The sequence below is a fragment of the Vreelandella andesensis genome, from assembly GCF_003989795.1.
Classification (GTDB): Bacteria; Pseudomonadota; Gammaproteobacteria; order Pseudomonadales; family Halomonadaceae; genus Vreelandella; species Vreelandella andesensis.
In genome coordinates this window covers 180,335-197,582 of record NZ_RZHG01000028.1, presented here as the reverse complement: position 1 = coordinate 197,582, position 17,248 = coordinate 180,335, and the positions used below count along the sequence as shown (strand labels likewise).

Below are 17,248 nucleotides of genomic sequence, written 5' to 3'. Positions count from 1 at the left end.
GCCGAAAAAGTACGGGCATGTCCAGTGGCGACCAATATATGCTCTTTCTTCGATATTTAAACAACCGTTTGACGACGTTCGCGACACAAGATTGCTGAAGGCATTCGGTCAGCCTCGTTGCCAGCGGCGTAGCGTTTCCAAATGGTGTGCCAGTTCTGCAGCGGTTATCTCACCTTGAATACGCGCATCGCGAACTTCCTCACCTTGGCTAAAAAAAAGTAAACTTGGCGGTCCGAATAAGTTGAATCGGTTTAACAGCTCTCTACTTTTAGCATCCGTATTCGTGACATCGACCTCAATAAGGCGAAAATCGTTCAATGCGGCGACTACATTGGGGTCGGGGAAAACATCGCGTTCCATTAACTTGCAGGAGATGCACCAGTCAGCCGTGAAAGTAACGAAGGCTGGCTGTTGGGCGTTTGAGGCTTCAGTAAGTGCTGTTTCAAGCGCACTAAGTTCACCGACTTTCTGAAAAGCAAGTGTTGCTTGCGGCGTGCTGCTACTTGCTGATGAACTGGATACCGTTAAAGGTCGTAAAGGGTTGCTGCCACCTTGAGCAGCGCCAATGACTAGGGCAACGCCCCACGCAAGCAACATTAGCCCTAACGTTTGACGAGCTTTTGGCCAGCCTTGGGGCTGATTCATGTTTAAAGCGCCTAGTACGAGTGCGCTGCCAATGGCTAGTGCTGCCCAGAGCAACAGCGCCACTGAAGGCAGCACTAATCGCTCCACCATCCAGATGGCAACACCTAACAATAGCAGGCCGAAAGCAATTTTAACGCCGTTCATCCAAGCGCCTGAACGGGGCAGCAACGTAGCCCCGAAGGTGCCTACTAATAGCAACGGCACACCCATGCCTAAGCCTAGTGCAAACAAAACGGCTCCGCCCATGGCTGCGTTTCCCGTCGATGAAATAAACACCAATGCGCCAGCAAGTGGAGCTGTTACGCAGGGGGAAACTACCAATACCGAGAGTGCGCCAGCCAGGGCTAGGCCCGTAGGGCCACTTTGCTGTGCACGCGCTTGCCAGCCATCAATTTTAGAAGCGAGCCGTGGTGAAATTCGTAAATCAAACCCCCCAAACATGGCTAAGGCAAATAGCGTAAATAGAACAGCAAAGGTAATCAGTACCGGTGCTGATTGCAGGTGAGCCTGAAGATTCAAGCCCGCACCAAACAGTCCCATCAAAACACCTACTAATGCGTAGGTAGACGCCATGCCCAAAACATAGCTAGCCGAGAGTACAAACGCACGGGGCTTTGTTGGTTTTTGCCCTACAATGATGGAAGACAAAATGGGCACCATCGGTAGCACGCAAGGTGTGAAAGTAAGGCCTAGTCCGGCAATAAAAAACAACCCTAACGCGAGAGGCAGGCTGGCGCTGTTGAGTAGCGCACTAAAGCGGCTATCTTCGCTTTGTGGTGCTGAAAATTCGCTGTTGTCATTCGAACCAGCAGTTTGGCTGATTTGTTGAGCATCAGTGTTCTGCCAGCTTGCAAAGATGTTGGGGGAGGAAGACTCTGAGGCTTCGAGCGAAATAGTTTCTGGTGGATAGCAAAGACCGGCATCGGCGCAGCCCTGGAACGTCAGTTCAATATCGATTGGGCCACTGTAGGGTGGTGAAAATGGAGTTTCGAAAACGAGCGTGTCACGAAAAATATAGACATCGCCCATGAACTCATCAGTTGTAAAGGTTCCTTGTGGAAGTAGCGGGTCTTCAAAAGACACGGCGTCTGTTTTGCTACTGACGCTAAATTGGTGGCGGTATAAATAATAATCGTCAGCAATATCGATACCAACATAAACAACATTGCCATCATGCCAAGCAGTAGGCTGAAAAGCTTCCAGAACAGGTAAAAATTCACTTTGATTACTGGCCGAGGAAAACCACTGGGCTTGGGCCATTAGGGGAAGCCAGCAGAGTAACAGTAACAGGCTTAAACGCTTAAGAGACAACACGAAGTATCCTTACGTAGACGTATCAGGGGAAATTCGAAATAGCATATCCTACCTTTTGATATCAGCGTAGATGCTGCGGTGACGTGACGCGCATGTTCATGCTTAGTTAATGTAAAAATCCAAGATGTTAGAGTAAAGCGGCCGACAACAGAAAAGGCTGCCACGAGGGCAGCCTTTAACAGCAAAATCGGTCTGGCTTTATTACTGAACCCGTTGGGTTATGCTTTTTGGTAAGCCGCGATTGATTTTTCAATAGCTTTGCGTGCGGCTTCCACACCTTCCCAAGATTCTACTTTCACCCACTTACCTTTTTCGAGGTCTTTATAGTTTTCGAAGAAGTGAGCAATTTGCTGGCGTAGCAGTTCAGGAAGATCGGTGACTTCTTGAATGTCATCGTACAGAGTGCTTAGCTTGGGATGCGGAACGCATACCAATTTTGCATCTTCGCCTGCTTCGTCAGTCATGTTCAAAATGCCAACAGGGCGAGCGCGAATTATGCAGCCTGGCGCCACGGGGTGGGGAGTAACGACCAGTGCATCCAGTGGGTCGCCGTCATCGGCCAAGGTGTGAGGAATGAAACCGTAGTTGGCCGGATAGAACATGGGAGTTGCCATGAAACGGTCAACTAAAAGGGCGCCCATGTCCTTGTCGATTTCATACTTAATCGGTGCGTGATTAGCGGGAATTTCAATTGCCACGTAAATATCGTTGGGCAAATCCTTTCCAGCGGGGATGTTATCGAAGTTCATTGTTGATTCCTTGGCTTGGCTTGTGTAGTGCAGTGGCTAAGCAGTTGATGCATTGCATTAATGGCGAGAATTATACGAAGTTGGCCAGTGGATTACCAATGCGACATAGGTGTGTGCCACCGATAAAGGCTTTGAGTTCCAAAATGAGCTTCGTTTTTGATCTTCGCGACGTTTGGCGAGCATCGTTTCCATTGTTCAGCGTGTATCATAACCGCTGTGTGGTTCCTATGTTGAGCCTAAAGCCTAGGAGGATGAATTGGCGCACGCCCAGTTACTAATTAGTTATGGCCAAGCCTTTGTTGCCCCTAATAGGCGTTTACACCGTAGTTCTATGTCGGTGAGGTTGCCTGATGCGCCGCTGTTGAAAGTAAAAGGGGGCTGTGCGGTTATTAGTGACTCGATTTCTCGTAATACTATGGCCAAGCAGGCGGGTGATTTAAGTGTTCGTGGCTTTTTGGCTGACTATTACTCCACGCCTGATCACTGGGATACGAAAACGTCGGCAACCCGTGTACTTCATGCTCTTAACAGCTGGTGCTATAGCCAAAGTCAGCATGTCAAAGAAGGAAGTTTTGTTTCTTCGCTATCAGCGATGGTTTTTCGCGAGCGAGAGGCGCACCTTTTTCATATGGGAGATACGTTGGTTTTTCGATTGCGAGGCGCTGAATTTGAGCAGCTAACGCGCGATCACGTCACCGATGTTGGCGGCTACCGCTACCCATCACGCGCCTTGGGCATGGATGGAAGCGTCGATATTGACTATTCCCATCTGCCGCTCAAGCAGGGTGATTTTTTCGTTTTCACTACCCAGGGTGTGCGTGGCACCTTAATGCCTTCGGATTATGTTCGCCTTATCCGCCAAAATGCCAGTGACCTAGACGCCGCCTGCGAGTGTTTGGCAAGCGAAGCGAAACAGCGGGCACAAGACCGCGGATATGGTGGTGATCAATTTTGCTTCCAACTGCTGCGTATTGATGAGTTGCCGGAGGCGTCTGAAGATCATCCAGGGCTTATTTATGGTGATCTGCCTATTCCGCCTGAGCTGGCGCCAGGGGAGCGGCTTGATGGGCTTGAGGTGCTGTCGGTGCTTTCACGTAATGCGCAATCTAGAGTTTATCGCGTCCGTGATGTGTATTCAGAGCGTGAAATGGTGATGAAAGCCCCCAGTCCAGAGCTTTCTCTGCGCAATGCATATCTAGAACATTTTTTACTGCAGCAGTGGGTGGTAGAGCGGGTAAATTCACCCTTCGTCGTCAAAGTGATGGAGTCTTCGCGGCCACGCCGTTATCTCTACTATTTGATGCAATACGTTGAAGGTGAAACCCTACGTCAGTGGGCGGAAAGGCACCCGCAAGCCAGCTTAGTGCAACGTCTGGATATCGCCAATCAACTGGGTAAAGCGGTTCAAGCGTTGCACCATCGCGACATCATCCATCAGCAAATTTCGCCTGATAATGTGCTGATAGACCCCCACGGCAAACTCGTGCTGGCAGATTTCAGTGCCTGCCATATGCGAGAAGTGGATGGGCATCGCCATTCAGGTGAGCTATTGCGACAAATTGGCTTTAATGAACATACCGCACCTGAGTATGCACTTGGTGATAGCGTTGGCCGGCGTAGTGACCAGTACTCGTTAGCATCAACGGTTTATTGGCTAGTGACCGGTGCATTGCCCTATACGTTGACGCCTAATCGACTGCGTAGCCACACAGACCTTGAAGAGCTAAGCTACCGCAGTGCGCGCACCACGAACCCAGAAATATCGCCAGAGCTCGATGACGCGTTACGTCGTGCCTTAGACCCCCAGCGTGCGTTGCGCTTTAGAAGACTTTCTGAATTTCTTCATGCGTTGCGGATTCCCCTAGGTCGAACGACGAGCCGAGAGGAACCTCGTCAAGAGTCACGACGTTTTTGGCAGGGGGTGGCTGGAATTCTTTTGCTACTCCTTGTGCTTTCCTGGCTATTGCGCTAGCTACTCCGTTGCTCAACTAATAAAAGGTCTTATATAAAAACAGGGCGATGAATTCATTCATCGCCCTGTTTTTATGAACCTTTTATTTACGCGCTAAATATTTACAGCGTGAATTTCGGCAACTTTTGTTCCACTTTTGCGAGCTTTAGTTTAGCTACTTTTGGCAGGCCATTCTCGAATGGAGGAAAATCTTCGCCCTGGATGAGCGGCGAGAGGTATGCTCTACAGGCTGGCATGATCGCGAAACCGTCTTCGCTGATAAAGTCCCGTGGCATGAATTTTTCTTGATTTGCCACTTGCGCCAGCGGGGCAGAGATCACGTCCCACTGATAGGGTTCCTGTGATATGCGGCGTATGGCGGGCATCATGGCGTTCTTGCCCGCAAGCGCTAATGTTACCGCCTCGCGGCCCACCGCATAAGCTTGTTCAACATCGGTTTTAGAAGCTAGGTGGCGCGCCGCGCGCTGTAAATAGTCAGCAACTGCCCAATGGTATTTGTAACCAAGATCTTGCTTCACCATGCCTGCTAGCGTAGGGGCGACGCCACCAAGTTGGCGATGGCCAAAGGCATCTGTATTGCCCGCATCGGCAAGGAAAGTGCCATCTTCATAACGTGCGCCTTCAGAGACAACGATAACGCAGTAGCCGTATTTCTGAACGCTTTCTTCAACGCGTGCCATGACCGCTTTTCGATCAAATGAGATTTCAGGAAAAATAATCAGGTGGGGCGGCTCGCCTTCGCTTTCGCCTGCTAAACCGCCTGCTGCAGCAATCCAGCCAGCATGACGGCCCATGACTTCAAGGACGAACACCTTGGTAGAGGTGGCGCACATGGAGGCAATATCCAGTGAAGCTTCAAGTGTGGAAGTGGCAATATATTTGGCAACACTGCCGAAACCTGGGCTGTTATCGGTTATAGGAAGGTCGTTGTCGACTGTTTTCGGAACATGAATGGCTGTCAGTGGATAGCCAAGTTTTTCAGACAGTTGCGACACCTTCAGGCAAGTATCTGCGCTATCACCGCCGCCATTGTAGAAGAAGTAACGAATATCGTGGGCCTTAAATACCTCGATTAAGCGTTCATATTGAGCACGATGAGTATCAATATCTTTCAACTTATAACGGCACGAGCCAAATGCACCACCAGGGGTGTGGCGTAAGGCAGCAATAGATTCATCGCTCTCTTGAGTGACATCGATGAGATCTTCCGTTAAGGCACCGATAATGCCGTTATGACCGGCATATACCTTGCCAATCTGGTCGGGTGCCTGTCTGCAAGCTTCGATAACGCCGCAGGCGCTAGCATTGATGACGGCGGTAACACCACCTGACTGGGCGTAAAAGGCATTATGCTGGGCCATGGAAACGTCTCATCTCCTGAAAACGGGTGGTTGAAGCAATATTCAAGCAAAAGAAAATGACTTTCCTTTGCTTGTGTTAATAATCGTGCGTACAACAAAATGTGCGCTGGCAACACGCTGCTAAAAGCAGGTTGTACAATCGCGAAGATTGTAGTCGCCACAAAGTTTAGCGCAAAGCCGCTGCGGGTGCATCTTGGCGGCTTATTACTCGCCTTCGTCCAGTTCTTGCTCTTGCTGCGCTAACCGCCATCCACCCAAATCTTTATAGCGGTTGACCATCGCACAAAAGAGTTCTGCCGTGCGTTCGGTATCATAGCGAGCTGAGTGGGCAGATTTGTTATCAAACTCAATACCGGCCGCTCGGCATGCACGGGCAAGCACTGTTTGGCCGTACACAAACCCTGCTAAGGTGGCAGTATCAAAGCTGGAAAAAGGGTGAAATGGGTTGCGTTTTACGCTACAACGATTCGCCGCCGCATTAAGGAAGCCGTGGTCAAAAGCAGAATTGTGACCAACAAGAATTGCTCGTGAGCAGCCATGGGCCTTGATTGATTTTCGGATCGGACGAAAAATTTCACCTAGCGCTTCAGATTCGCTAAGCGCCACTTGACGGCGTAGCGGGTCATCAAGATTTATACCTGTGAAATCAAGGGCAGACTGTTCAACGTTTGCGCCTTCAAACGGCTGAATGTGATACGCATAAGTGGCGTCGGGTAATAAGTTACCGTCAGGGTCCATGGTGAGTGTCACCGCAGCAATTTCAAGCACTGCGTCACTTTGGGGGTTAAACCCACCCGTTTCTAAATCAATGACAACCGGCAGATAACTGCGAAAACGTTGGGCCATCAATTCGCGGGCAAATGCCTCGCTCATGCAGCTCTCCTTAGTAAAGCGAGTTATTAGTAAAATAAGCGGTTAAAGTTACTTCTATGTTGGCTGTGATTCTAACAGCTTTATCCCTTAGGCGTCGTTGACGGTATTCGCTGAGCATTGAGAGCGCTATACTCAGTGTTTATATTATTGCACTGTGCTCAGCGCAGTGCAGTTGTTGAACTACTTTTCATAAACAAGGAGCAAAGAATGTCCGATGTCAAAAAGGTTGTGCTTGCGTATTCAGGCGGCCTGGACACATCCGTTATCGTTAAGTGGTTGCAAGAGACCTACAACTGCGAGGTAGTGACCTTTACAGCCGACATCGGTCAAGGTGAGGAAGTCGAGCCCGCACGCGCTAAAGCTCAAGCACTGGGTGTTAAAGAGATTTATATCGAGGACCTTCGCGAAGAATTCGTCCGCGATTACGTATTCCCCATGTTTCGAGCCAATACCATTTATGAAGGTGAATACCTACTTGGTACCTCTATCGCTCGCCCCTTGATTGCCAAGCGCTTAATTGAAATTGCCAATGAGACGGGTGCTGATGCCATTTCTCACGGAGCAACGGGTAAAGGTAACGATCAGGTTCGTTTTGAGCTAGGTGGCTATGCACTGAAACCTGGCGTGAAAGTTATCGCTCCTTGGCGTTTGTGGGATCTCACTTCTCGTGAGAAGTTGATGGCCTACTGTGAAGAGCACAAAATCCCCGTTGATTTTTCTAATAAAAAGAAAAAATCACCGTATTCCATGGATGCCAACCTGCTGCATATTTCTTATGAAGGCGGCATTCTGGAAGACCCCTGGGCCGAAGCAGAAGAAGACATGTGGCGTTGGAGTGTTTCGCCTGAAGCCGCGCCGGAGCAGCCGACTTATATAGAGTTAACCTTTGAGAATGGCGATATTGTGGCCATCGATGGTGAAGCGCTTAAGCCTCATGAAGTGCTCGAAAAGCTGAACAAGGTGGGGGGCGATAACGGTATTGGCCGCCTGGATATCGTTGAAAACCGCTATGTCGGTATGAAGTCTCGCGGCTGTTATGAAACGCCCGGTGGCACCATCATGCTCCGCGCTCACCGCGCTATTGAGTCGCTGACCCTTGACCGTGAAGAAGCACACTTAAAAGACCAACTGATGCCAAAATATGCAGAGGTGATCTACAACGGTTATTGGTGGAGCCCTGAGCGCCGTATGTTGCAAGCGGCGATCGACGAAACACAGAAAAACGTAGCAGGCGTTGTCCGCATGAAGCTCTATAAAGGCAATGCAACGGTTGTAGGACGTAAGTCCGAGCAGTCATTGTTTGATGAGTCTATTGCAACGTTTGAAGATGATGCGGGCGCGTACGATCAAAAAGATGCAGAGGGCTTTATTAAGCTGAATGCATTGCGTCTTCGGATCGCCGCCGGTAAAGGTCGTAAACAGAGCTAAGCATGCTAAGCGGCCAGGTAGTTTCTGGCCGCGTTTATCGCGGGAGAGCCCGAATGTTTAAAAAACTATTTTCTGGCCTGATGGGTGGCGCGAGTGCGGGAGACTCCGAAGGAAGCACCAAAGCGTCTGAGCCTGTTGAATATAAAGAGTATTTAATCGTCTCTCAGCCTGATAACCAAAGTGGGCAATTTCGGGTTAGCGGTTGGATCAGTAAGTTAGATGGCGAGGGCGTTACTCACGAGCATCGCTTTGAGCGTTCTGACATGCTGCCGGGTCGTGACGCTTGCGATGCGATGATGGTTGCTAAAGCGCAGCGCTTTATAGATGAAGTGGGAGAGGATATGTTTATTCCTGATCCTCGCAACGCTAGCCAAACCTAGCAAGCTTTCTATTACGTTTAGTTGAGGAGCAGCGTATGCGAATCGTATACCGTGCTTCACCTTGGCGTTCTTTGGTTAGTCATGATGGCTCGTTAGATACAGCAACGCTAACCGCACCATTACGTGATTTTCACTCAAATGCAGGCCTTTTTTCACCGTCTTTAACTGACGCCTATGCCGCCCAGCTCTCTTTTGTTGAGGTGTTGGTGCGTTTTGACTTGCCTGCTTGGCGTATTAGCGAACTCATCAGTGAACATAACGCTTGGCTTTATCGCCAATCGATTGCCATGGCGTTAGACGAGATGCAGGCACAAGGGTGGGGGAAACCGCCAGTCGATTACTGTGTTCTTGCGCTTGGCTCGGCGGCTCGCTTTGAAAGCTTACTGGGTCCTGATCAGGACAACGCTCTTATTATTGACGACTACCCAGATGCTCGACACGTTGAAATTGATGGGTATTTCCAGGCGTTAGGCGAACGTTTCACGCAACGTTTAGATGAAGCTGGTATTCCGCTTTGCCGTGGCCATGTCATGGCGCGTTGGCCAATGTGGCGTAAGCGTCTGAGCGAATGGCAGCAACAATTTGAAATCTGGAGTGCTGATCGCCAGGTTAAGCGGGTGCAGCAAACCAATATCTGGCTCGATTTTTATCCTGTGGCAGGGAACGCTGAGCTTGCACAGACGTTAGGGCATCGGGTGCGCTCAACACTTTCTAGCGCGCCTTTATTTATGAATGAAATGGCGACCTTGCTGGGCGAGTTACCGGTGGCGCTTGACCGATTTAATCGCATTGCTTCGCATCCTGCATTAGCGGCTCCCTACGACCAAGCGGTTAACCTTAAGCACCAAGCATTGATGCCGTTGATTAGCGCTGCCCGCTTGTTGTGCGTGCGCCACCAGCGAAGTGAGATAGGCACGCGTGAGCGGCTTGCGGCACTTGTCCATTTCACGAGTGCGTTAACGAAAGAACAGTCTGAATTACTGTTGGCTGCTTTTAATCGTTTGCAGGCCTTACTTCTTGAACAGCAGCGTCATAACAAATCCTATGGGCAAACAGCCGACGGATGGGTGGATCTGCAACGTCTTCGCGATGATGAGCGACTGCTACTGAAATTTGATTTACAGCAGATCAAAGCATTTGTTAACCAAGTGAAGCGTCTATAACGGCTATTCCTCTGTTATATGCGTGGAGCCCCCCGGAATTGACTCGCTTGGCGCTGCTGGCAGTTCTAGGGTTAAACATGCGCCACCCAGAGTTTTAGCGTCTTCTACCCAAAGCCTTCCACCCAGGTGGGCGATAATGCCTCGACTGATAGGTAAGCCTAGACCGCTACCTTTCGGGCGTCCGCGGGGTGTCTCGCCACTTTGCTGTATTTGATGAAATTTCTCAAACACACGCTCACGTTCGTCAGCGCTAATACCAGGACCGTTATCTTCGACGCTTAAACGAAAGTGTTGGCGGTGCCGATAAAGTGCCAGTCTCACTTGAGGCTGCTGCCGGTCTGCAAATTTACTGGCGTTATCCAGCAGATTAATAATGACTTGTTCTAATCGGTCCTGGTCACCGATCACTATGGCGGGGTCAGCCTCTAAGCTAATATCGAGGATAATGCCTCGATCTTCATGCAGCCGGGCAACCGCATCAATGCTTTGTCTCGCTAGAGCAGCTAAGTCAAGAGGGACAGGATGAAGCGTTAGGCGCCCGCTCTCCAAGCGCGCGAGATCAAGAATTTCTTCTATTAAACGCGAAAGACGCTGACTCTCATGGACAATAACACCTAAAAAATGTTGACGTTTTTCATCAGGTAGTTGATCGCTATCGCGTAATATTTCGGCAAAGGCACGTATCGATGTAAGGGGGGTTCGCAGCTCATGGCTGACCATGGCGACAAACTCATCTTTCAAACGGTCAAGCTCACGCAACTGCTCATTGGCACTGCGCAGCTCGTTACTTACCGCTAATAGCTCTTGGGATTTTTGTTCTAGCCGGCGGTTGTATTCCAGGGTTTGAGACGTGGTGTCTAAAATACTTAGAATTGATTCAAGATCCAGTGCTTCGCCGCGCACCACCGAATTGATCAGTACCCGCGCTGATGCACTGCCGAGTGAGCCCGCTAGTGCCTGCTCTGAACGGGTAATTAAATCGGCTGTTGCCGGTTCGTCAGAGCGGTAGTCGCCTTTGCTAAGGCTCTGGTTAAACACGCGCTGTGTGACCTGATTGCCAAGGTAGCGAATAAGTAATTCTTTTAAGGCACCTTGGGTTGTCTGTCCCTTCCATAGAGAAGTCGTTTGCAAGTTAGGGTGTAAGGCTTCAGTGAAAAGGGCGGCTTGGGTTTGTTCGAGTGGCGTCGGGCGGGTAAAAAGTGACACGCCAATCAGTAAGCCAACATTTGCCAACATGCTCCATAGCAGTGCGTGGGAATAAATATCCCAATTTTCAAGGCCAAACAAGCGGTAAGGCATTAGCCATGAAATGCCCCATGGCCCCTGGGTAAGAAATGATGCATCTAACCAACCGGATTGGGCAAAGCCTGGCAGCAGTAACGTATAGCACCAGACTAAAAAACCTGCGATTAGGCCAGCGGTGGCTCCTTGGCGAGTTGCACCGCGCCAATAAAGACCAATCAATAAGGCCGGGGCAAATTGTGCGACCCCCGCAAAAGAGACAAGCCCTATGGTAACAAGGCTATAAGAGTCGCCAATCAGCGCGTGATATAGATAGCCAAGCAGCAGAATTAACACAATGGCAATGCGACGAATGCCCAGCAGCCAACCTGCCAGCTCGCCGGAGGTGCTCAGGTGAAGGCGTTGTGTTCTGAGTAATAGGGGCATGACAAGCTGGTTACTCACCATGGTAGAAAGCGCAATCGTTTCAACAATAACCATACCCGTAGCGGCTGAAAGACCGCCGATAAATACGAGCAAGGGTAACCCTTCAAGCCCTGCAGATAAGGGTAGTGTTAGCACAAAACTATCGGAATCTCCCGCGCCAGCACCTAACAAAAGGCCAGCAGCAGCGATGGGAATAACAAACAGATTGATAAGCAGCATATAAAGCGGAAATAGCCAGCTTGCCCTGGCTAAATGCTGCTCATCAACGTTCTCTACAACCAGGACCTGGAACTGGCGAGGTAAGGTTAAAAAGGCCAAAAAAGCCAGTATCAGCATTCCGACCCAGCCTGTGGAACCGCCTGGGACACTGTCCAGCCCCATTTTTTCAGCCACTTCTGGCATCCCAGCGACACTTGCAAATAGCGCACCAGGGCCTTCATACAAGACAAACACCACAAAAACACCGACGGCCATGAATGCTACTAGCTTTACCAGTGACTCCAAGGCAATAGCCGCGACCATTCCCTCATGTCGCTCACTCGCATCAAGATGGCGAGTGCCGAAAAGAATAATAAATACGGCGAGTACTAAGGCGACCCAAAGCGATTTATCCAACCAGAAACGCTCATCAACCAGCGTGGTATCAGCGGTGTTGGGATAGTTCACCAGTACCGCATGGCTAACGGTGATCGCTTTTAACTGCAACGCAATGTAAGGGGTTATACAAATAAGCGCCATTAGTGCAACGAGTGCGCCTAAGCTGGTGCTTTTGCCATAGCGAGCGCTAATGAAGTCAGCAATAGAGGTAATGCGCTGGCGGGACGCGATGCGTACCATTTTGCGAATAACGACAGGGGCTAAGAGCATCGCAAGCGTTGGCCCAAGATAGATAAGCAGAAAACTGGGGCCATGTTCTGCTGCACGCCCTACGCTGCCATAAAACGTCCACGCAGTGCAGTACACGGCAATCGATAGTGCATATACCGTGGGTGAGCCAATTAGCGATCGACCTTGCTCGGCTCGACGGTCCCCCCATGCGGCTACAACAAATAGCAGCGCTAAATAGCCAAATGCAGTCCCTAGAATAAGTGCATCTGTACGCATGATCAGCGTCCCGAACGTAGTTCCATCAGCCATGCGGTGAGGCCTATCACCGTGCCCCAAGCAATAAAGAGATAGAGCGGCAGCCAGCTCACGCTTAAAGAGGGGAGCCGGTCAACCATGATAATCAGCGGGGGGCTGAACAGGAGTATTGCCATAGCGAATAGGGCAACCAAGCGCTCTAGTTTGCGTGAGCTTGTGGATTTCATGGGGCGCTCGCATCTTGGCGATCAAACGCATTGGCCTGCAGCGCCAACAACTGCTCTAACGTGTCCACCCCACGTGCCTCAAGCCGGGGTAGCAGCGCTAGCCATAACTCAGCCGTTACACGAGCATCTCCAAGCGCCGTGTGGCGAGTACCCGGTGGAAAAGCTAGATCATAGCGTTTTGCCAGCGAGTCTAGATCATGCCCATCTAATGCTTCGTCTAAAGCTCTTGAAATCAATAGGGTATCGATGACAGGCAGGTCAAACACGACGCCTTTGTTGGTAATGGCAAGCATATCAAACGCAGCATTATGAGCTAACAGAACAGCCTCACCGACGTAGTCTCGAAAGCGCGCTAGGACAATATCGAGGGGGGGAGCGCCAACCACGTCAGCATCTGTCAATCCGTGTATCGCTGTACTGTTAAGGGGGATTGGACGTTTCGGATCTACTTTTTGATCAAAAACTTCGCTGGCCAACAAGCGTGCATTGACTACCCGGCAAGCTCCTAGGCTAATCACCGTATCTCCACGGCGAAGCTCCAGGCCAGTAGTTTCAGTGTCAAACGCAACCACTTCTAGGCTACGTAATGCGCGGTTAGCCAATGCTTCATCTGGCGGCGGCAGGTCAGCAATACCGAAATCATGGAACTCTGGACGAGGTGGCGCTGTTTCTCTAGGTGCACCAACGCGCTCCATCGCTGGCAGCGGCAGGCGAAGGCGCGCATAAAGGCCACCATCATCCGCGAGACTCCAAATATCGCTTGCATGCTGGCGCAGTACATCAGATACCAGCGGATTAAGCGGTAGCGACGGCAGGGGCTGGCGCCGCCATTTCGCCAGCTCATGCTCAGGTAAAGGGCTGCCTTGCCAAATTAAATCCAAATAGACACGCTTGTTGCCAAGGCATATTTCACCTTCAAAATGGCTGACCGGAAGGTGGGAATTAAGATGCTTGACTAAGGAATCAAACAGTACAATCAATGCCGGTGCATCGCCTTTAAACCAAGCGGGCATGCCGATAGGGGTGATTAGTCGATGGGCTGGGTCTAGGCGTTCGTCCAAGGCTTGCCAGAAATCATTTGACCACATAGGTGTCAAGCGCTCACCTTGATGTTGCAAATCGTCCAGTAGCTGTCCGATTTGTCCAACATTATTACCTAGAGTGGCACCTTCTTCCTGAATCACTTGCTCGAACCGCTGACGTAACGCAGGGTTTTCCGCGCCGTTATGGCGCAGCTGTATCAGTGCATCTGCCGCACTGGTCAGGCTTGCCGTATGTTGGCGTAACAGGGGGAGTTTGGTGGCGAGTTCCGCTCTAACACCCATCTCATTTGACCAGGACGCGGTTGCATCGCTAAACGTGAGTAGTGTTTCACCATCGCTGCCTGGAACTCGGCGTAGCACAATCTTTAGCCAGCGGTTATCGCAGGGGGCAAGTAGTTCTCTAGGCGAACCATCCGTCGGCAGTTGGCTAAGTGCTTGTTGCAAGCTAGCAACGGGCAGCAGCGCTTCTAGGCGTTTGCCCAGGCCCAGCGCCGTATTGTCAACAAAGAAATCTTCTGCGGCCTGGTTGAACAGCATCAGACGGCGGTGGTGGTCGCATAGTAATAAGGGGGTTTCGAGTACTTGCAGCAGTGTCTCTAGTTCGCGGCGAATTTTTGCGGCGCTACGAGCGCCATCCGCATGCGCGGTAGCCAATTGGTTACGATCAATACGCCAGCTTTCACGCACCTTTCTTAGGTCAGGACCAAGCCCTTTCAGCCAGCCTTCAGGCGGATGTTCATCACGGGCATCTGGGTTGGCCACTAATCTGGCAAGCTGAACCTGTAAATGGCGCAAGGGGGTAAACAGCATGCGTTCTAGCAGCAGGCCAACTAAAAATATTGTCGCGCCGCCGGAAAAACTGCCCAGCCAAAGTGCTACACGGGTAGGACCTGTGGGCGAAAGCTGAGCATCCAGCCACGCTGCAAAAATAGCGCCCCCGAACAAGCTGACACCACTTAGCAGCAGCCATAGGCCAATGAGCCGCTGACGTTTAGGGAGCCCGTTACGGGTCATTGCGAGTTACCATTGAGCAGTGATTTAACTTTTTCAATTAACGACTGGGTCGAAAAAGGTTTGGTGATGTAGTCATCCGCCCCTAGCGCCAAGCCTTTCTCGCGTTCGATGTCTCGCCCATGTGCGGTCAGCATAATAACCGGCAGTTGGGCCGTTGCTTCTGAACGACGAAGGTGCTCGAGTACATCAAATCCGCTGATTCCCGGCAGGCTGATATCGAGTAGCAGTAGGTCCGGGGCTGAATCGCTGATGCGTTCGAGCGCGGCTTCGCCATCGTAGGCAGTAACAACTTGAAAGCCTGCCTGCTCCATTAAAAATTCCAGAGACAGTACAATGTTGGGCTCGTCGTCGACCACGAGTACTTTGGCCATGATGCCCTCCCCAAAGGTGTCGTTGTTAGGTGTTTGATTAGAGTGTATGTAGCGCGACAGGTTAGGCCAAGACGACCTTGGCCGAATGCCCGTAAAGTGTTATCTACAACCGACCGCTTTTGTTTAGTTGAATTCAGGCTTAATGGGCCTTTAATTAGGGTGTCTATGCGCGTTTTATTGTTGTCTGCTTATGAGGCTGTTAGTCATCGCTATTGGGCACAAAGCCTGATGGCCGAAATTGATGATGTATCTTGGACGCTGCTGAGTTTACCGCCACGTCATTTTTCGTGGCGTATTCGCGGTAATCCATTGAGTTGGTGGTTAAAAGAGTATGAAACACTCAGTGAATCCTACGACGTTGTGCTAGCCACTTCGATGGTAGATGTTGCCACGCTCATTGGCTTATTTCCCCATCTAGGGCGTGCTAGAAAAATCGTTTACTTTCATGAAAATCAGTTTGCCTACCCTGAATCTCAACAGAAAATGCCACGAAATGAGGCTAAAGTAGTCAATTTGTACGCGGCGCTTGCAGCAGATACGTTAGTGTTTAATACCGCCTACAACTGGGACTCATTTTTCGATGGTGCACGGCGGTTCTTAAAAAAAATGCCTGAAAATCTCCCGGCCGCCAAACCGTTGGAACGCTTACGCCAGCGGGCGAAAGTATTGCCAGTGCCAATAATGCCGCTAATTGATACTCCCCAGACTAACGCACACCCACGGCGGATCATTTGGAATCATCGCTGGGAGTACGATAAAAATCCCGAGGATTTCTTTGCGGTGTTGTTTAAGCTGAGCGAGCAGGAGATTCCTTTTGAACTGGCGGTACTTGGACAGCGCTTTCGCGATGTGCCGGCCATTTTTGATGAGGCTGAAGAACGTTTGGCGGCGCAAACGATTTGTTGGGGCCCTCAGCCTGAACGGGCATATCAGGCATTATTGAATGGCGGTGGCATTGTGGTTTCCACCACGTGGCATGAGTTCCAGGGATTAGCTATTATGGAAGCCGCCCAGCGCGGAGCGATCCCGCTAGTACCAGACAGGCTGTGTTTCCCTGAGTTATACCCCAGTAACTACCGCTTTGATGGCACGCAAGAGGGGCTATATCAACGGCTGCATGCCTGGCTAACTGACCCCAATAGTCAACCAGTACTGTTGAATACTCAGCAGTGGCAGTGGCCTGAATGGCGTCGCGCTTATCGTGCGCTTTTGATGGGGCATTGACCGACGTCAGGCTCGAGTAAGTGGATCCAACCGCCGAGTTGGCCAATGTACTACCTTTTCACATTGATGATCAGCAGGCTTAGGCAAGTTCAGTTTTGTCTTTATAGTCGCATAAGTCTTCAATAATGCAGCTGCCGCAGCGTGGTTTGCGCGCAATGCAGGTATAGCGCCCATGAAGAATTAGCCAGTGGTGAGCATCCTGTTTAAATGCATTAGGAACATGGCGGAGTAGTTTCTGCTCAACCTCAACGACATCTTTACCCTTAGCGATACCTGTGCGGTTAGAGACTCGAAAAATATGCGTATCCACGGCAATGGTGGGCTGGCCAAACGCAGTGTTGAGAATCACATTGGTGGTTTTTCGCCCAACCCCGGGCAAGGCTTCTAGCGCTTTGCGTGTTTCAGGCACCTCGCCACCATGTTGATTGATCAGCAAGTGGCAAGTTTTCATCAGGTTTTCGGCCTTGATATTAAATAGCCCAATGGTTTTGATGTAATGCTTTAGCCCATCGATACCCAGGTCAATGATCCCTTGGGGCGTGTTGGCGATAGGGAAAAGTTTATCAGTGGCCTTGTTGACGCCAACATCCGTTGCTTGAGCAGACAGCAGCACGGCGGCCAGAAGTTCAAAGGGCGTGCTCCAGTTTAGCTCAGTCGTGGGATGCGGATTCTCCGCCTGTAGGCGAGCAAAAATTTCATGTCGCTTGTGGGCATTCATCGGACGCTCTCTTGG

General features: G+C 50.6%; 14 protein-coding genes. 5 read left to right on the top strand and 9 right to left on the bottom strand.

Features of this window, described 5'->3' with window-relative positions:
* Window positions 1–108: 108 nt before the first annotated feature.
* Together dsbD and ppa are read right to left on the bottom strand one after the other, a co-directional pair.
* Window positions 109–1,959, bottom strand: coding sequence for a protein-disulfide reductase DsbD (dsbD, locus tag ELY33_RS15805; RefSeq protein WP_126948863.1), 1,851 nt, complete (start codon window positions 1,957–1,959; stop codon window positions 109–111).
* Between the two features lie 218 nt (window positions 1,960–2,177).
* Window positions 2,178–2,708 (bottom strand): inorganic diphosphatase, encoded by a 531-nt coding sequence (gene ppa / locus ELY33_RS15800; protein WP_126948862.1) that lies wholly within the window; start codon window positions 2,706–2,708, stop codon window positions 2,178–2,180.
* A gap of 256 nt (window positions 2,709–2,964) precedes the next feature.
* Between ppa and ELY33_RS15795 the strand changes: the two genes are divergently transcribed.
* On the top strand, window positions 2,965–4,680 hold the full coding sequence (locus ELY33_RS15795; RefSeq protein ID WP_126948861.1) for a bifunctional protein-serine/threonine kinase/phosphatase: 1,716 nt from the start codon (window positions 2,965–2,967) through the stop codon (window positions 4,678–4,680).
* A 101-nt stretch (window positions 4,681–4,781) separates the two neighbouring features.
* Here the strand turns inward: ELY33_RS15795 and ELY33_RS15790 are convergent, their stop codons facing one another.
* Both ELY33_RS15790 and rnt read right to left on the bottom strand, forming a co-directional pair.
* Window positions 4,782–6,041, bottom strand: coding sequence for a 6-phosphofructokinase (locus ELY33_RS15790; protein ID WP_126948860.1), 1,260 nt, complete (start codon window positions 6,039–6,041; stop codon window positions 4,782–4,784).
* A 204-nt stretch (window positions 6,042–6,245) separates the two neighbouring features.
* On the bottom strand, window positions 6,246–6,914 hold the full coding sequence (rnt, locus tag ELY33_RS15785) for a ribonuclease T (protein ID WP_126948859.1): 669 nt from the start codon (window positions 6,912–6,914) through the stop codon (window positions 6,246–6,248).
* Window positions 6,915–7,121: 207 nt separating this feature from the next.
* On the opposite strand from rnt, the gene ELY33_RS15780 reads away from it, so the two are divergent.
* From ELY33_RS15780 to ELY33_RS15770, 3 genes are read left to right on the top strand one after another with little or no spacing between them, the layout of a single operon-like run.
* Window positions 7,122–8,342, top strand: a complete 1,221-nt coding sequence (locus ELY33_RS15780) for an argininosuccinate synthase (RefSeq protein WP_126948858.1) — start codon at window positions 7,122–7,124, stop codon at window positions 8,340–8,342.
* Window positions 8,343–8,395: 53 nt separating this feature from the next.
* A complete protein-coding gene (locus ELY33_RS15775) occupies window positions 8,396–8,722 on the top strand; it encodes an HlyU family transcriptional regulator (RefSeq protein WP_126948857.1) in 327 nt (108 codons plus the stop codon).
* A 35-nt stretch (window positions 8,723–8,757) separates the two neighbouring features.
* A complete protein-coding gene (locus ELY33_RS15770) occupies window positions 8,758–9,885 on the top strand; it encodes a DUF294 nucleotidyltransferase-like domain-containing protein (protein WP_126948856.1) in 1,128 nt (375 codons plus the stop codon).
* Window positions 9,886–9,888: 3 nt separating this feature from the next.
* Here ELY33_RS15770 and ELY33_RS15765 read toward each other — a convergent pair whose 3' ends face one another.
* Genes ELY33_RS15765 through ELY33_RS15750 form a run of 4 tightly spaced genes read right to left on the bottom strand, consistent with a single transcriptional unit; the run spans window position 9,889 to window position 15,291 of the window.
* Window positions 9,889–12,657, bottom strand: a complete 2,769-nt coding sequence (locus ELY33_RS15765) for a sensor histidine kinase (RefSeq protein ID WP_126948902.1) — start codon at window positions 12,655–12,657, stop codon at window positions 9,889–9,891.
* Between the two features lie 2 nt (window positions 12,658–12,659).
* On the bottom strand, window positions 12,660–12,863 hold the full coding sequence (locus ELY33_RS15760) for a hypothetical protein (protein ID WP_126948855.1): 204 nt from the start codon (window positions 12,861–12,863) through the stop codon (window positions 12,660–12,662).
* Entirely contained in the window at window positions 12,860–14,920 is a 2,061-nt protein-coding gene (locus ELY33_RS15755) for a 3'-5' exonuclease (protein ID WP_126948854.1), read from the bottom strand. The genes ELY33_RS15760 and ELY33_RS15755 overlap by 4 nt, the downstream gene beginning before the upstream one ends.
* Window positions 14,917–15,291 carry a response regulator transcription factor gene (locus ELY33_RS15750; protein WP_126948853.1) on the bottom strand — a complete coding sequence of 125 codons (375 nt, stop codon included), beginning with the start codon at window positions 15,289–15,291 and terminating at the stop codon, window positions 14,917–14,919. Before ELY33_RS15750 ends, ELY33_RS15755 begins: the two co-directional genes overlap by 4 nt.
* 165 nt (window positions 15,292–15,456) lie before the next feature.
* Here ELY33_RS15750 and ELY33_RS15745 point away from each other — a divergent pair, with 165 nt between their 5' ends.
* Window positions 15,457–16,515 carry a tRNA-queuosine alpha-mannosyltransferase domain-containing protein gene (locus tag ELY33_RS15745; RefSeq protein WP_126948852.1) on the top strand — a complete coding sequence of 353 codons (1,059 nt, stop codon included), beginning with the start codon at window positions 15,457–15,459 and terminating at the stop codon, window positions 16,513–16,515.
* 79 nt (window positions 16,516–16,594) lie between these two features.
* On the opposite strand, the gene nth is transcribed toward ELY33_RS15745, so the two are convergent.
* Window positions 16,595–17,233, bottom strand: coding sequence for an endonuclease III (gene nth, locus ELY33_RS15740; protein ID WP_126948851.1), 639 nt, complete (start codon window positions 17,231–17,233; stop codon window positions 16,595–16,597).
* Window positions 17,234–17,248: the final 15 nt, after the last annotated feature.

What these genes read in the sequence shown, in the direction of transcription:
- ppa (WP_126948862.1), bottom strand. Translation starts at nt 2,708, where the DNA reads ATGAACTTCGATAACATCCCCGCTGGAAAGGATTTGCCCAACGATATT.
- ELY33_RS15790 (WP_126948860.1), bottom strand. Translation starts at nt 6,041, where the DNA reads ATGGCCCAGCATAATGCCTTTTACGCCCAGTCAGGTGGTGTTACCGCC.
- rnt (WP_126948859.1), bottom strand. Translation starts at nt 6,914, where the DNA reads ATGAGCGAGGCATTTGCCCGCGAATTGATGGCCCAACGTTTTCGCAGT.
- ELY33_RS15780 (WP_126948858.1), top strand. Translation starts at nt 7,122, where the DNA reads ATGTCCGATGTCAAAAAGGTTGTGCTTGCGTATTCAGGCGGCCTGGAC.
- ELY33_RS15775 (WP_126948857.1), top strand. Translation starts at nt 8,396, where the DNA reads ATGTTTAAAAAACTATTTTCTGGCCTGATGGGTGGCGCGAGTGCGGGA.
- ELY33_RS15770 (WP_126948856.1), top strand. Translation starts at nt 8,758, where the DNA reads ATGCGAATCGTATACCGTGCTTCACCTTGGCGTTCTTTGGTTAGTCAT.
- ELY33_RS15765 (WP_126948902.1), bottom strand. Translation starts at nt 12,657, where the DNA reads ATGCGTACAGATGCACTTATTCTAGGGACTGCATTTGGCTATTTAGCG.
- ELY33_RS15760 (WP_126948855.1), bottom strand. Translation starts at nt 12,863, where the DNA reads ATGAAATCCACAAGCTCACGCAAACTAGAGCGCTTGGTTGCCCTATTC.
- ELY33_RS15755 (WP_126948854.1), bottom strand. Translation starts at nt 14,920, where the DNA reads ATGACCCGTAACGGGCTCCCTAAACGTCAGCGGCTCATTGGCCTATGG.
- ELY33_RS15750 (WP_126948853.1), bottom strand. Translation starts at nt 15,291, where the DNA reads ATGGCCAAAGTACTCGTGGTCGACGACGAGCCCAACATTGTACTGTCT.
- ELY33_RS15745 (WP_126948852.1), top strand. Translation starts at nt 15,457, where the DNA reads ATGCGCGTTTTATTGTTGTCTGCTTATGAGGCTGTTAGTCATCGCTAT.
- nth (WP_126948851.1), bottom strand. Translation starts at nt 17,233, where the DNA reads ATGAATGCCCACAAGCGACATGAAATTTTTGCTCGCCTACAGGCGGAG.